Genomic DNA, 15149 nt, shown 5'->3' with positions numbered 1-15149 from the left:
TATTTTAGCGAGGTATAAAATAGTAATGCAGCATTTAAAATGGTGGCTTCTTATTGCAGGAATATATCCTGCTATGGTTTTTGCCTCTGCTGAGCAGCCAATTCATGCTGATCCCATTGCGTTTGTGTTACTTGGCGTGACTACTATTTTCTTCTTTGCAATTATTGGTCGTTATACGGCACGACGTATCCATCAACCCAGCGTCCTTGGTGAATTGCTGATAGGAATTCTTATTGGCAATTTATTCTATTATTACGGATTCCCATTAGCTATTTTGCTACGCGAAGGCTCTGCAATTTTTGATGCAGTGAGACAAATACTTGAAGGGGTACCTTTAAATCAGGCGGTTACTTCAGTTATTCCTAATCCAAATTATTCACAGCAAGTTGTTGATGCTTTAAGTGGGCCTCACGGTGCTGATTTTTTGAAAATTGCTTATATTGTTGACATTTTTTCGCGATATGGAGTCATTTTTCTTCTATTTATGGTTGGTTTGGAAAGTTCAATAGAGGAAATGAAACATACAGGCCGCGATTCACTTTTTGTCGCCTTAATTGGCGTAATTGCGCCCATGCTTCTGGGTTTTGGCGTAGCTTATACATTTATGCCTAATGGATCTTATCAGGTCGATTTATTTATTGCAGCGACGCTTAGTGCAACCAGTATAGGAATTACTGCACGGGTACTTTCTGAAATGAAAAAATTACGTACCCGGGAAGCAAAAATTATTTTAGGTGCGGCAATGTTGGATGATGTATTAGGTCTAATAATATTAGCTGTGGTCAGTTCTTTAGTAATTAGTGGCGTTGTAGATATGATGGTTGTGCTACGCATTATTGTGAGTGCGCTGTTATTTTTTGCAGGCTCTTTATATTTAGGTCCGATTGTTTTGCGCAAAGCAATTCATTTTTTCCGTTTTCTTGAGCCTTGGGAAGCAAAATTATTTATTTCCTTTATATTTATCATGACTCTTTCTTGGCTCGCTTCAGTGCTGCAACTTGCAACAATTATTGGTGCATTTACTGCTGGGGTAATTCTTCATGATGATTATTTTGATGGTATACCTCTGACTCAACAAGAAAATCGCAGTATTTATCATTTATTATCGCCATTAGAATCCATTTTGGCTCCTATGTTTTTTATTGTGATCGGCATTCAAGTTAAATTAGAAAGCTTTTATCATTGGAATGTAATTATTTTAGCATGTGGTTTAATCATCGCGGCGGTGATTGGCAAATTACTCAGTGGCTATGGGGCACGTGCTTCAGATGATCGATTGCTCATTGGTATGGGGATGTTACCTCGCGGCGAAGTGGGATTAGTTTTCGCTTCTATAGGTCGGACTTTGGGGGTTATGTCGGATGATTTATTTTCTGCAATTGTTTTAATGGTTATGGTGACCACTTTTATTGCGCCTATTTTATTAAAAGCACGCTATGCGAAGAAGGATAGAAAATAAGATGAATAAAACTTCTTTACACATAGAAGCCGAGGTAACACGTGCATTACATGAGGATGTAGGGGATGGGGATGTGACTGCAACTTTATTATCTGCCCATCTCCAGGCCGAAGCAAAAATTATTTCTCGGGAGCCTATGGTAGTCTGTGGTCAACCTTGGGTTAATGAGGTATTCAATCAACTTGATGATCAAATCAACGTCGAGTGGCAAGTTGCTGAAGGTGAATGGTTGCCTGCCCCATCTACTCTATGTACTTTATATGGCTCAGCAAAAAATATTTTAACGGGCGAGCGTACTGCATTAAATTTTTTACAAACTCTTTCAGCTACCGCAACTCAAACGCATCATTATGTAGAAAAGCTTCGCGGCACGCCAACTCGATTACTGGATACGCGTAAAACGCTTCCTGGATTAAGAGCGGCACAAAAATATGCGGTTACGTGTGGAGGCGGTTTTAATCATCGTATGGGACTTTATGATGCTGTTTTAATTAAAGAAAATCATATTAAAGCTTGTGGTTCAGTAGCAAAGGCGGTTGCTTTGGCAAGAAAGGACCAAAAGAATGTTTTAATTGAAGTAGAAGTCGAAACTCTGGATGAGTTGCGTGAAGCAATTTGTGCTCACCCTGATCGAATCATGTTGGATAATTTTAGTCAGGACATGCTTGAAAAGGCAGTTAGGATGAATCAACCAAAACATTGTACTTTAGAAGTTTCTGGCGGAGTTACGCTGGAAAATATTGCTGCAATAGCCCAATTAGGTGTTGATTTCATCTCTGTTGGTGCCATTACCAAATCAATTCAAGCCATAGACTTAAGTTTACTAATTAGGAAAATTTTATGATGCCAATGATTATTTTTACAGGGGGAGGTACAGCAGGGCATGTGGCGCCTAACCTGGCGTTGATTAAAGAATTTAGCCATAAAGGTTGGGAAATCGCCTATATTGGTTCGGCTCATGGTATTGAAAAACAGATGATAGAGCCACTTAAAATCCCATTTTGGGGGATAAGCAGTGGTAAATTACGTCGATATTTGAGTTTTAAAAATTTATTGGATCCATTTAAAATCCTTCTGGGTATCGTACAATCCTTTTTCTTTCTTTATAAATTAAAACCTGACGTGATTTTTTCTAAAGGGGGTTTTGTTGCATTTCCAGTGGTAGTGGGTGCTTGGTTAAATCGGATTCCTGTTGTTGCGCATGAATCTGATATGAGTCCCGGACTTGCCAATCGACTCTGTTTTCCTTTTGTTAATAAAATATGTTTGACTTTTGAAGCGGGGAAAAAACATTTTAAAAAACAAGATAAAATAGAAATAACCGGCACTCCTATTCGTGATCAGTTATTTACTGGTGACAGTGACCATGGACTAGAGTTATGTGGATTTAATGCAGATAAGCCCTGTCTTTTGGCTATAGGTGGTAGCTTAGGGGCTGGCTCTATCAACCGTACTATTCGTGAGGCTTTGTCTCAATTAACAAAAAAATATCAAGTCATTCACATCTGTGGAAAAGGAAAATTAGAGCCTTCCCTTGTTGATCAGAGAGGGTACAGACAATTTGAATATGTTAATGAAGAATTAGCGCATTTGTTTGCTGCGGCATCTGTAGTAGTTTCACGTGCTGGAGCCAATTCTCTATATGAAATCTTAGCTTTGGGTAAACCTCATATTTTAATTCCTTTACCGGCAGAGGTAAGTCGAGGAGATCAAATCCAAAATGCTCGATATTTTCAAAAATTAGGTATTAGTCTCGTGATTGAAGATCGATCTTTGAATATAGATACTTTACTGCAAACACTATATGAACTGGAGAATAGTAAAGAGGATATCAGAAACAAAATCGATGCCCTAAATATTAAGTCAGCCACGGATCATATTGTATCTATTATTGAGGAGCAAGTTCATGTTCAATCCGCAAGCATTGTATGACTTTGTTTGTTGTCAATGGGAAGAGAAAATCATTCCCAGTTTATGTGACTATATTAGAATTCCCAATAAATCACCTCATTTTGATCCTAAATGGCAGGAGCATGGATTAATGGAGCAGGCGGTTTCCCATATTGCCAATTGGTGTAAGGCGCATGGGCCGAAAGGAATGATGCTGGAAATTATGCGGTTAAAAGGGCGTACTCCATTAATTTTCATTGAAGTTCCTGGCGTAATTGATGAAACTGTTTTGTTGTATGGTCATCTTGATAAACAGCCAGAAATGTCCGGATGGAATGAAGATTTGCATCCATGGAAACCCGTGTTAAAAAATGGACGCTTATATGGTCGCGGTGCTGCAGATGATGGTTATGCCGCCTATGCTTCATTAACCGCGATTTGCGCGTTACAGAAGCAAGGATTACCTTTTCCCCGCTGTGTTTTGATTATTGAAGCATGTGAAGAGAGTGGCAGTTATGATCTACCTTATTACATTGAACTGCTAAATGACAGGATTGGCAAACCCAAGTTAGTTATTTGTCTTGATTCTGGCGCAGGTAATTATGAACAATTATGGATGACTACTTCCTTACGCGGCAATTTAGTGGGCGAGTTATCGGTTGAGGTGATTCGTGAGGGCGTTCATTCGGGGGCGGCGAGTGGTATCGTTGCTGACAGTTTCCGAGTTGCTCGGCAATTAATTAGTCGTATTGAAGACGAAGTTTCAGGAGAGGTGAAACTACCTGAGTTGTATTGCGACATTCCAGAAGAAAGAACACGCCAGGCAGCACAGTGTGCCCAGGTGCTAGGGGATTCTGTTTATACAGAGTTTCCGTTCCATAAAGGGGTTGAACCAGTAACCATAGATAGAAAGGAATTGATTCTGAATCGAAGTTGGAGACCTGCATTGACGGTTACTGGTGCCAATGGATTTCCTGCTATAGAAGATGCAGGAAATGTTCTGCGGCCACAAACGGCATTAAAATTATCCATGCGGCTGCCGCCTTTGGTAGATCCTGAGATTGCCGCAACAGCGATGCACAATGCCTTAACTGAAGAAACTCCTTATCATGCCAAAGTGAGTTTTAAGATGGGTGATGCCTCCCCTGGATGGAATGCACCTAAGCTTGCTTCCTGGTTGGAAAAGGCTGCTGATGCGGCATCAATGACTTACTATGGTAAGCCTGCTGCCTATTTGGGAGAAGGTGGGACTATTCCTTTTATGGGAATGTTAGGAAAGAAATTTCCCGATGCACAATTTATGATTACCGGTGTTTTGGGACCTCATTCCAATGCCCACGGCCCTAATGAGTTCTTGCATTTGGATATGGTAAAAAAATTAACTGCAAGCGTAGCTTATGTGCTTTATCATGCATCGTAATATTTCAGTATAAGAGTTCGGAATGTTTGCTCCTATTCTTATATAACTCCCTGCGTATTTTATATAACTCACTATATATTTATATAATTCCCTACGTATTTTATATAACTCCTTACGTACCGCGCTTTATGCGCGGTATCCATGAGATTTTGCTTGGGCAACAGCACCCAAAAGTATAGAAAAGTATTTGTTCTGGATACTGCGCATAAAGCGCAGTAAGTAGGCGAAAAAATAGTGAAGGTTTCTTATCAAAAACTGACGACTCATCAGGCAGTGAAACAAGTTTTAATATTATCGCATGTTTTTACTCTCAATTATTCCAAAACAAATCTCATGCTTAGGTGAACAGAATATTATTAATCTTCAATTTTTTTGTTACTCATTGAAATAAGATAAAAAAATTAAAAAACTCTCGACAGTGCGCTCAATTCTTGGGATACTTTGTTCGGCTCTGGAACGAGCCATCTAGTCCAACAATTAGGAGAAAATTATGAAAGCAAAATTTATTGCTGCTGTATTGTCATTATCTGTAATTACTCTATCTGCTCATGCAGTCATTGCTAAAGAAAATTCGAACCTGAAAAAGCCTCCTGTAGTACTTCATAAAATTGATCTGAATACTGCTGATTTATCCATGCTTACCGGTTCGGTTAAAGGCATAGGAAAGAAACGAGCCGAAGCCATAATCGCCTATCGTAAAAGCCATCATGGATTTAAATCTTTAGAAGAGCTTGCTGAAGTGAAGGGCCTGGGTCAACATTTTGTGACTGCGAATCGAGATAAATTGAATCAAGTGTTTGTTGTTAATAGGATAGAATAAAAGCCATACCGAGTCAGCGGTTTATTTTTGTATGTCACTGCTGTAAGTGTTAATTATTACAGCAGCGACACATTGTAGTGAATTAAATTATTTAAAGGACCTGTATTGGCGAATTAATATGTTGTAACTCTTTATCTAGATTGCCAATATTGCTCTTAAAGAAGGTAAAACTTGTTGCTTGGTGAATCGCGATAAACCCTCTTTTATGATGAATGGCTTTAAGGAATTTTCCGATATCAGTTTCCTCTCCATTTTCCTTGCTTAATTCCTCATTGATCTTTTCTTCAGATAATGTAGCTAGTTTATATTTATCATCAACAGATAATTCTTGGAAAGCGGTTTCAATTGCTTTCGTTTTCTTATAGGGATCAGAAGAGAAAAATCCAGCTCGCTCCAAAATTCCTTTATTGATAGTTTCAATAAACTCATTAATCTTCTGCAAACGTTTAATTTCAGTGCCAATATCTGATAACTGTTTCTCTTCTTTACTTGCAATTATTGTATCTCTCATCCTGATCCTATCTCCCTTATTTAAACGTAGTTCTCCAAGGGCGATTAATAAATCAGCCTTTATACCTAAATCAGGCAATTTAGGTACTAATTTAGGTAGGGGTGGTTTTACGTTGCTTAACTCTTCTCTGAGTTTATTATTTTCTATCCGCAACAATTTTAGCTGAGAACGAAGCATAGATACTTCGGATTGAACACCACTGGATGAAGCCTTGGATCGTTTATCTACTTCGGGAGATGTTTGACGTAAAGAGTCATTTTCCCGGTGCAAAGACTCCAACTGAGCTTTAAGTTGAGACACTTCAGATGGGACCTCACTCGTTGGTTTAGTAGTTTGTTTCTTTGCTTCGAGTTGACGGTGCAATGACTCATTGTCTTTCCGTAAGTCTTCTAATTGCTTTTGAAGTTCAAGAAGGGTTTGTTCGTGTTTTTGCGCAAGACTTACTTTGCTTCTTAACTGTTCATTTTCTTTTTTGGCAATACGTAATTGCTTTTCCAACTGTTCTAAAGTGGTATTTATTTGTTGATCTTTCTGAGTTGTTTGTATTGCTAGTTCTAGTTCCTTGATTGTTTGTTTCGAAGTGGATTCAACCTTCTTTAACCGTGCAAGCTCTGAACTTTGGCGCTCAAATTCTCTACCTGCCTCATCTGATTTAAGTTTAAGCGTTTCATATTGTAACCGGAGACTTTGTAGCTGGTTATCGGACTCAAATAAAGCAGACTCTTTTTGTTGTAAAGTATCCTTTGTCTTTTGTACTTCTTCTTTAGAAGAAGCTAAATCTCTTTTTATCTTATCTAAAGCAGCTTGCCATTGAGCAGCATAAGTATTGATAAGTTGTTTCAATGTCATGATTTTTATTGCTTCAGCTTTTTCAGGTTCTTTTCCTATAAGACTTTGCCTGAATTCACTAATATAGTGAGCGATTTTCGCTGGATTTCCATCCGGAAACCCAAGCGATTTAAAGGTTTCACTGAGGTCTTCCTCGCGCTTTTTGGTTTCTGCGGCATATTCTTTTTGTACTTCATAACGAGTATTGGCTATTCCAAAGCATTGTTGACATTGAGTCAAAGATGGCTTTATTTCTTGAAGAAACTTTTCTGCTTTTTCTGCACTGCCTTTTTTTAAATTGATAATATCTTGCAGGCTTCGCTCAATGGCTTTGTACATGGAAGTCCATTGTAAATCTATTCCAGAGGTCTGTGCATTCTCCTTACCTAATTTTTTTGCTGCAGCTACAGCCGCTTTTTCCTCTAAGACTAAGACGCTAAAAGGAGTTCGCATGAAGTCAACCAAGTTAAGGACGGAATCAAGGAGGGTATTTACTTTTTCAGCATATTTGCCTTTGAACATTTCATCTTTATGTTCAGGAGAAATGCCTTTAAATATTAGAAGTTTTAATATTGCTGCATGTTTTTTGGATGGAGATCCTTCAATACCATCAAAAAATTGCTTTGGTGTAAAACCTTCAGGGATTAATGGTTTAACAAAAGTATGTACTGCTTCGATTTGCTCTTCACTTAATTCAACGATAGGTTTGTCGTTAAGTGTAACTCCCAAGCGTAAATAAGCACCCAACAAGGCAGAACCATCAACCGATGCTTTGCCTGGTTGAGGAATATGAAGGCGTTGATCTCCTAATAAGCTTATAAAATTACCAATATTTTCTGCGGCTTTTTTATAGGCCAAATTAGGATCTTTTCCCTTATTTGTTTCTAATTGTAAAAAAGAAAAAAGATTGAAGAGAAGTTTAGCTATGAGATCCGGATTACCATGGGTCCATTGGGATAATTCTTTTGATTTTAAGCTGCTGGGCATATAACACCTTAAGATAGAGTCTGAATATTAGATCGCGCAGTGTATAATATAATCATATTGGCAACAAATTATATTTTTAATTGGAATGAGATGATAAGATAAGATGGGGCGGATAAAAATCAACTTGATTGCTTTGCTACTGAATGTTCATAAATGGATTTAATGCACTTTATTTTGATCTGTGTTTCCGGTTCAAAAATTCAAAATTCTTTTTATTTATCAAAATTTACTCTTTAATTTTAAATTGTTGTCTAAGAACTGTCGATTTTTATCCAAATTTAGGATAAAGTAGCGCACAAAAAAAGAATGGGATAGTGTGGCATATGTTCAGAAAATTAAGGGGCGTGTTCTCCAATGATTTATCGATTGATTTGGGAACAGCAAATACATTGATTTATGTAAGAGATAAAGGGATTGTCCTAAACGAACCTTCCGTAGTTGCTTTACGTAATGAATCAGGACAAAAGCGTGTTGCGGCGGTGGGTCTCGAAGCGAAGAGAATGCTGGGAAGAACTCCAGGTAATATCAATGCCATTAGACCAATGAAAGATGGTGTGATTGCTGACTTTTTTGTTACTGAGAAAATGCTGCAGCATTTCATACATAAAGTTCATGAAAATAAATTCTTACGACCCAGCCCACGTGTTTTGGTTTGTGTTCCTTGTGGTTCTACGCAAGTCGAACGTCGGGCAATTCGCGAATCTGCAATGGGTGCTGGTGCTCGTGAAGTATTTCTCATTGAAGAACCTATGGCAGCTGCTTTAGGATCTGGAATGCCAGTAGAAGAAGCCAGTGGCTCTATGGTCGTGGATATAGGTGGTGGCACTACTGAAGTTGCGATTATTTCCTTAAGTGGCATCGTGTATCACCAATCTGTCCGTATAGGTGGCGACAAGTTCGATGATGCTATTGTATCTTATGTACGTCGCAATTACGGTACGCTAATTGGTGAAACTACTGCAGAACGTATTAAACATGAAATTGGTTCTGCTTTCCCAAGTCGCGATTTATTTGAAATTGAAGTTCGTGGAAGAAACCTTGCTGAAGGTGTTCCTCGTAGTTTCATTCTGACAAGTGCGGAAATTTTAGAAGCACTTCAAGAACCTTTATCAGGTATTGTTGGCGCTGTGAGAGCTGCTTTGGAGTTAGCTCCACCTGAACTGGCAGCTGATATTGCTGAGCGTGGCATGGTTCTTACTGGAGGCGGTGCTTTATTGAAGAATATTGATACCTTGCTCATGGAAGAAACTGGCTTACCTGTATTAATTGCTGAAGATCCACTGACCTGTGTAGCACGTGGTGGTGGTAAAGCTTTAGAAACCATGGATTTGCGCGGTGGTGATTTCCTCTCAACAGAATAATAAACATAACAGATTATTTAGCAGGAGTGGGTACAGTTCTATAGGATTTGTACTTGCTCTTGCTTTTTCTATTTTTCTCATGTTTTCTGATTATCATTATCGTTATTTAGATAGTGTTCGAAGCGGCTTTTCCTTAGTGGTTGCTCCTTTGCAATATGCGGTAGATTATCCTGTCCGCGTTATTGGCTGGGTACAGTCACTGGTTAGTGCAAAAAAAGCTTTGATTGCAGAAAACATGCAATTGCGCTATCAGCAAACCATGCTTGAAGCAGAATTACAAAAACTAATTGTTATTCAAAAAGAAAACTTACAATTAAAAGAATTGCTTCTCACCTCATCACAGGCAAATACGAGTGCAATGGCGGCACAAATTCTTGCTGTGGATACCAGCAATTCTCGGCAGGTGGTTGTTTTAAATAAGGGAAAACGTGATGGTGCTTATGTAGGACAACCTGTTTTGGATGCAAAAGGAGTTATGGGACAAATTGTCGATATAGGCCCTATAACCAGTACGGTTTTGCTTATTTCAGACTCAAAAAGTGCTGTACCTGTACGTAACAATCGCACAGGAGAACGGGCAATTCTTGTTGGAACCAACGATATAGAGCAACTATCCTTAATTAATTTACCAAAAACTTCGTCCATTCATCCTGGTGACGTATTAGTCACTTCAGGTTTGGACAGGCACTATCCTGAAGGTTACCCCGTAGGACTTGTGGAAGAAGTGAATAGTATTCCTGGTGAAGATTTTGTGAAAGTGAAAGTGAAGCCAGTTGCATTGCTTAATCGTAACCGGTTGGTATTACTTATATGGTCCGATGCAGAACAAGAGCAATTGAATGCGCAAATTAATGAGCGTTTAAATGCCAAGGAGACTATGTGATAAGAAATCTTCGCGTACGTTTGTGCCTTGGTTTTATTGTAGCTCTTCTTTTATCTATATTGCCCATGCCTGAGTTAATCTCAGCATTTCGTCCTCCCTGGATATTATTGCTCGTGCTTTATATAGAATATTTTTTACCAGGCAACTTCAGACTGACTACATTGCTGTTTGTGGGATTATTATTGGATGTATTACTTGCAACAGTAATTGGAGAACATTCTTTTGCCTTACTTTTGGTAACCTGGATTGCCTCCAGCAAATCAAGACGATTTCAATTTTTTTCTATGATGCAGCAAATCTTTTTGATCGGGTTCTTCTGTCTTTTATATCAATCGATTATTTCTTTAATTTCCGCTTTGCTCGGGTTTAATTACAGCGTGTTTGCACCTGCAGCCAGTGCTTTGGTAGGTATGTTTATCTGGCCATGGATTCGCTTGCTTGGTGAAGATACTTTATTGAAACGTTTGGTTTATCGTTGAAAAGTTTTTAAGTAAGTGCAGATGAGATAAAAGTATAACCCAACATGAATAGCCTGGCTGCTTGCAACCAAGCTATTTTGCTACTTACTGGAAGTTTATTACATGTTAGTTATTCATTCTGGTAACGCCAGAAGTAGTAGTAGAATAATTGTAACCCGCACTAGTCACTGGTCCAGTACTCTGTGGAGCAGGCATTATGCCAAATACAGACAAGCCTTTTGCATGATGTGCAGGTTTTACTTTATCATCAAATGCTATAACCACGTCGCTTGCGATCTTATCGCCTTTAAGCCCTGCTTGCTTCCTCACAGCCTGCATGCATGATTCCAAATTACCAACTAACTTTAAAACGTCTCCTAATGATGCATTTTGTTCTTCAAAGACAGTAACATAGACTCGAGACTTCAAGTCTTTCACGTGCATATTGGCTGCAGGAAGAATTGTATCTTCGATAACAGTAGGCAATACAGGTGCTATTAAAGTATCAATAGCTGCAGACAAAGTTTCATCTGTATAATGTCTTCCTATATTGAACCAGGCCTCAATTTGCATAGCTTCTTTTCCAATGACATTATAAGCAAGAGAGTAAGGGTTTAAAGAATAGCCCTGACACTTCTTCGCATGTGTTTTTTCTTCCACCGCTATTACTGAAGCAACGTTATTATAGCCTTGGTTTTTTAAATGATCTCCAATCGCTTCTATTGTTGCATCATTACTATTTAAATAAACTCTTATTTTGTTATCATCAAGTTTAATAGTAACTTTTATAGTCATATATTTTCTCCGGTTTTTTTAAAAAATGGCTGAAATTTATAAAAGCCTTTTAATGGACTTATTTATAAATATTCCTCCTGGTTGATTAAATACGAGACAAATTGTATTTGTATATGCATAAAGTTACATCGGTGAAATTCACCTATTGACATGGATTCATAACTTTGTGGCGAATTAATTGGAAATTATTGATAAGGAAGCGCGACAGGCGAGAGGGTTTTGCAGGTATTTAAATTTTATCTGACTTTGGAAAAGATACAGCAAGCATAACCGAGCTGCTTGCAGCTGAATTTTCTATACATCCTGAAAAATCGGTTCAGCTCTATTCCTACGTCCCGCGGCTTGTCCCTGAGAGATGGTCACAAAAAGTGGCCATCTCTCAGGCATAAAGCGCGGTACGTAGAGAACCTTAAGTGGTACATGATAAATTTAAAAAACTGACGATGGTTCAGGGTCTGTTTACCTGCGGTATCGTCAGTTTTGAGAAACCTCCACTAAAATTTTCGCCTACCTACCGCGCTTAATTTCTTCATCTACGTACCGCGCTTTATGCGCGGTATGTAGGAAAGCAGTACGTAGAGAAATTTAAGCGGTACGTAGAGAAACTTAAGTGGTACATGATAAATTTAGAAAACTGACGATCGTTTAAGGCTTGTCCGCAGGATCCAGAGGCTCTGCCCTAAAACACTGGACCTCGCGGACAAGCCGCGGAGCGTAGGCAGAGATGTGACAAATGTGGCTTTTCGGTGAATTGTGTAAAAGATACAGCGACTAAGCTGTTTATTCTTAACCCAGTTGTTGCGTTTCTCTGAACTCAGACTACGTTTTTAAACATTATTTAATTTCATTTTCCGAGAAATAGAATGACCATTGAAGGGGTGATGTATGACTCGATATTCACCAGGTTGTAAATTCTCTAATTTCCAGTTACCAATTTGATGTCGTACTAACCTTAAAGTGGGGAATCCAATTGCTGCAGTCATTTTTCGTACCTGATGGTTTTTTCCTTCTTTTAAAATAATTTCCAGCCAACTGGTAGGAATATTTTGTCGGAAACGGATTGGAGGATTGCGCGGCCATAATTGTGGTTCATCAATAAGCCTGGCTTCTGCTGGCAAAAAGGTAATATCTTTAAGAACCAAACCTTTTTTAAGAGGTTCTAAATCTGTTTCGGTAGGTATTCCCTCTACCTGTACCCAATAATACTTCTTTTTATTGAATTTGGGATGAGTTAGATGATGTTGCAAAGCGCCATTATTAGTTAATAATAACAATCCTTCACTGTTTTTATCCAATCGTCCTGCTGCATAAAAATCGGGTTGAGTAATAAAAGCAGCTAATGTGTGTTCGGGGTTCTCGCCAGAGAATTGAGTGACGATCCCATAAGGTTTATTGAAAAGTATAATTTCTGGCATTAAGTATGATATAAAAAAGAGTTTGAGTACGCTTATAGTAGGAGCTTTCTACATGATGAGCAATTCCTCAATACAATTCATTGTTTTTGTAGGTCAATTCTTATACAATAACGCAAAAATTATACTTTATGGTGAAAATTTTTATGAAGTCTGCAATCTTAGTTTCACTTTTTTTCTGTCAGTTTGCATACGCGATGAATCATATTGTTATGGTTGGTGATGAAAAAGTAGAGATTAAACACACAATAGGGAAAGGCAAGACCTATGTGCATTTGCATCATAATGAACAAACGGCTTTAAAGGCAGCACAGGCAGTGATTCAGCGAGAAGGAGGAAGCCTTATTGCTTTAGTACATTCTGGAGGCCGCAATATAGTATTTCGTTTGAATAACCAACGTTATGAGTTTGATCCGAACCGAATTTTTACCGATACTGGGATTAAAAAAACGCTTTCGCAATTTGGTCCTTATAACCCCAGGGCCCATCATGAAGTAAATAAGCTGGCAACTAAAATTAAACAGTTATTGCCAAAAGGCAGAATAGTTGCTGTTCATAACAACTCAACCTACTCCCTTAAAGATTATTTACCAGGAAAATCATTACAAAATGATGCCCAGGCAATTCATATGGTTCCTGATAATTATTTTCGTAATTTTTATCTAGTCACCAAAATTAACGATTTTCTTCGTTTAAAAAGTCAAGGTTATAATGGTGTTTTACAAAAACCTTCTGCAACAGATGATGGATCATTATCTGTTTATTTGGCAAAAAGTGATTATATCAACGTTGAAGCAGGATACGATCAACTGATTGAGCAAATTAAAATGTTGCAACAATCATAGTAAGCATCCAAAACGTGAGTAATTAAATGGAAATGGTACTTGGGATTCCAAGTTATCACATGCTATCATTGCCTTCTCTCTAATTTTGCGGAGTTGTCAATGACATACGATAAAATCAAAGTGCCTTCACATGGTGAAGCGATTACAGTTACTGCCGATCTATCACTTCGTGTACCCAATAATCCCATTATCCCTTTTATTGAAGGAGATGGCATTGGTGTAGATGTAACACCTCCTATGATTCAAGTTGTTGATGCTGCGGTTGCAAAAGCATATGGCGATAAGAGAAAAATTGCCTGGATGGAAGTTTATGCGGGTGAAAAAGCGACTCAAGTTTATGGTTCTGATCAATGGTTACCAAAAGAAACTTTAGAAGCACTGAAAAAATACGTTGTTTCGATTAAAGGCCCCTTGACGACTCCTGTTGGCGGTGGAATTCGCTCACTTAATGTTGCAATTCGTCAAGAACTGGATCTCTATACTTGCTTACGTCCAATTCGTTATTTCACTGGCGTTCCAAGCCCCCTTAAAGAACCTGAGAAAACGGATATGGTTATTTTTAGGGAAAATTCTGAAGATATTTATGCGGGTATTGAATGGCAAGCGGATACACCTGAAGCAAAAAAAGTGATTGAATTCTTGATGAAAGATATGGGTGTTAAAAAAATCCGTTTTCCTGAGCACTGCGGCATAGGAATTAAACCTGTTTCTAAAGAAGGAACTACACGTTTAGTCAGAGCAGCAATCCAATATGCAATTGATAATGACCGGGACACGGTAACTTTGGTGCATAAAGGCAATATTATGAAATTTACCGAGGGTGCGTTTAAAGATTGGGGCTATCAAGTTGCACGTAATTCTTTTGATGCAAAAGAATATGAAGGCGGTCCCTGGATGGAAATCAAGAATCCTAAAACAGGCAAGCGAATCATCATTAATGATGTCATTGCGGATGCGTTTCTCCAACAAATTCTTTTAAGACCAGAAGATTACAGCGTAATTGCCACACTTAATTTAAACGGCGACTATATTTCTGATGCTTTGGCAGCCCAAGTAGGTGGAATCGGTATTGCTCCAGGTGCAAATTTAAGTGATAAAGTTGCTGTATTTGAAGCAACTCATGGAACAGCACCAAAATATGCGGGCAAGAATAAGGTAAATCCTGGCTCCATTATCCTTTCTGCTGAAATGATGTTACGTCATATGGGATGGACTGAAGCAGCTGATTTAATTATCAAAGGCATGCAAGGTGCTATAGCAGCCAAAACTGTAACTTATGATTTTGAGCGGGGTATGATCGGCGCAACATTGGTGAGTAGCTCCGGTTTTGGAGATGAAATAATTAAGCAGATGTAACGTGTAAAGGATAAGTATAGCCTGAGGGATATGAGTGCAATTTGGAGGGATGAATACAAGTCTCTCCGAGTTCGTATTGTTTCCATTAGGTTACAATTTATATCATTTTGATTTCCATCGTTAA

13 protein-coding genes are annotated in these 15149 nt (G+C 38.4%); 10 read left to right on the top strand and 3 right to left on the bottom strand.

Features of this window, described 5'->3' with window-relative positions; translation table 11 throughout:
* Positions 1-25: 25 nt before the first annotated feature.
* The 5 genes from LXO92_RS13760 to LXO92_RS13740 all read left to right on the top strand — a co-directional run bounded on the left by LXO92_RS13760 (position 26) and on the right by LXO92_RS13740 (position 5589).
* Positions 26-1459: a cation:proton antiporter gene (locus LXO92_RS13760; protein ID WP_182350114.1), complete on the top strand. Its 1434-nt coding sequence runs from the start codon at positions 26-28 to the stop codon at positions 1457-1459.
* A 1-nt stretch (position 1460) separates the two neighbouring features.
* The gene (gene nadC, locus LXO92_RS13755) at positions 1461-2303 is read left to right on the top strand and encodes a carboxylating nicotinate-nucleotide diphosphorylase (RefSeq protein WP_182350113.1); all 843 of its coding nucleotides are present in this window, start codon (positions 1461-1463) and stop codon (positions 2301-2303) included.
* Positions 2300-3391: an undecaprenyldiphospho-muramoylpentapeptide beta-N-acetylglucosaminyltransferase gene (locus LXO92_RS13750; RefSeq protein WP_182350112.1), complete on the top strand. Its 1092-nt coding sequence runs from the start codon at positions 2300-2302 to the stop codon at positions 3389-3391. The genes nadC and LXO92_RS13750 overlap by 4 nt, the downstream gene beginning before the upstream one ends.
* Positions 3366-4769 (top strand): M20 family metallopeptidase, encoded by a 1404-nt coding sequence (locus tag LXO92_RS13745; RefSeq protein ID WP_182350111.1) that lies wholly within the window; start codon positions 3366-3368, stop codon positions 4767-4769. The genes LXO92_RS13750 and LXO92_RS13745 overlap by 26 nt, the downstream gene beginning before the upstream one ends.
* Before the next feature lie 490 nt (positions 4770-5259).
* Positions 5260-5589, top strand: coding sequence for a ComEA family DNA-binding protein (locus LXO92_RS13740; protein ID WP_182350110.1), 330 nt, complete (start codon positions 5260-5262; stop codon positions 5587-5589).
* 91 nt (positions 5590-5680) lie between these two features.
* Here the strand turns inward: LXO92_RS13740 and LXO92_RS13735 are convergent, their stop codons facing one another.
* Positions 5681-7915, bottom strand: a complete 2235-nt coding sequence (locus LXO92_RS13735) for a coiled-coil domain-containing protein (protein WP_182350109.1) — start codon at positions 7913-7915, stop codon at positions 5681-5683.
* Positions 7916-8238: 323 nt separating this feature from the next.
* Here LXO92_RS13735 and LXO92_RS13730 point away from each other — a divergent pair, with 323 nt between their 5' ends.
* From LXO92_RS13730 to mreD, 3 genes are read left to right on the top strand one after another with little or no spacing between them, the layout of a single operon-like run.
* Entirely contained in the window at positions 8239-9276 is a 1038-nt protein-coding gene (locus LXO92_RS13730; protein ID WP_003636696.1) for a rod shape-determining protein, read from the top strand.
* Positions 9254-10159 carry a rod shape-determining protein MreC gene (gene mreC / locus LXO92_RS13725; protein WP_182352849.1) on the top strand — a complete coding sequence of 302 codons (906 nt, stop codon included), beginning with the start codon at positions 9254-9256 and terminating at the stop codon, positions 10157-10159. The genes LXO92_RS13730 and mreC overlap by 23 nt, the downstream gene beginning before the upstream one ends.
* The gene (gene mreD, locus LXO92_RS13720; RefSeq protein WP_182352848.1) at positions 10159-10638 is read left to right on the top strand and encodes a rod shape-determining protein MreD; all 480 of its coding nucleotides are present in this window, start codon (positions 10159-10161) and stop codon (positions 10636-10638) included. Before mreC ends, mreD begins: the two co-directional genes overlap by 1 nt.
* 105 nt (positions 10639-10743) lie before the next feature.
* Here the strand turns inward: mreD and LXO92_RS13715 are convergent, their stop codons facing one another.
* Together LXO92_RS13715 and LXO92_RS13710 are read right to left on the bottom strand one after the other, a co-directional pair.
* Complete coding sequence (locus LXO92_RS13715; protein ID WP_182350108.1) at positions 10744-11412, bottom strand: hypothetical protein; 669 nt, start codon at positions 11410-11412, stop codon at positions 10744-10746.
* 827 nt (positions 11413-12239) lie between these two features.
* Positions 12240-12827: a pseudouridine synthase gene (locus LXO92_RS13710; protein WP_182350107.1), complete on the bottom strand. Its 588-nt coding sequence runs from the start codon at positions 12825-12827 to the stop codon at positions 12240-12242.
* Between the two features lie 143 nt (positions 12828-12970).
* On the opposite strand from LXO92_RS13710, the gene LXO92_RS13705 reads away from it, so the two are divergent.
* Positions 12971-13669 carry a protein tyrosine phosphatase gene (locus tag LXO92_RS13705; RefSeq protein WP_182350106.1) on the top strand — a complete coding sequence of 233 codons (699 nt, stop codon included), beginning with the start codon at positions 12971-12973 and terminating at the stop codon, positions 13667-13669.
* Between the two features lie 99 nt (positions 13670-13768).
* On the top strand, positions 13769-15025 hold the full coding sequence (icd, locus tag LXO92_RS13700; protein ID WP_182350105.1) for an NADP-dependent isocitrate dehydrogenase: 1257 nt from the start codon (positions 13769-13771) through the stop codon (positions 15023-15025).
* Positions 15026-15149: the final 124 nt, after the last annotated feature.

The sequence above is a fragment of the Legionella resiliens genome (assembly GCF_021344005.1).
In the GTDB taxonomy this organism is placed as follows: Bacteria; Pseudomonadota; Gammaproteobacteria; order Legionellales; family Legionellaceae; genus Legionella; species Legionella resiliens.
The sequence above is the reverse complement of the archived record's forward strand: the minus strand, read 5'-3'. Positions and strand labels throughout refer to the sequence as shown.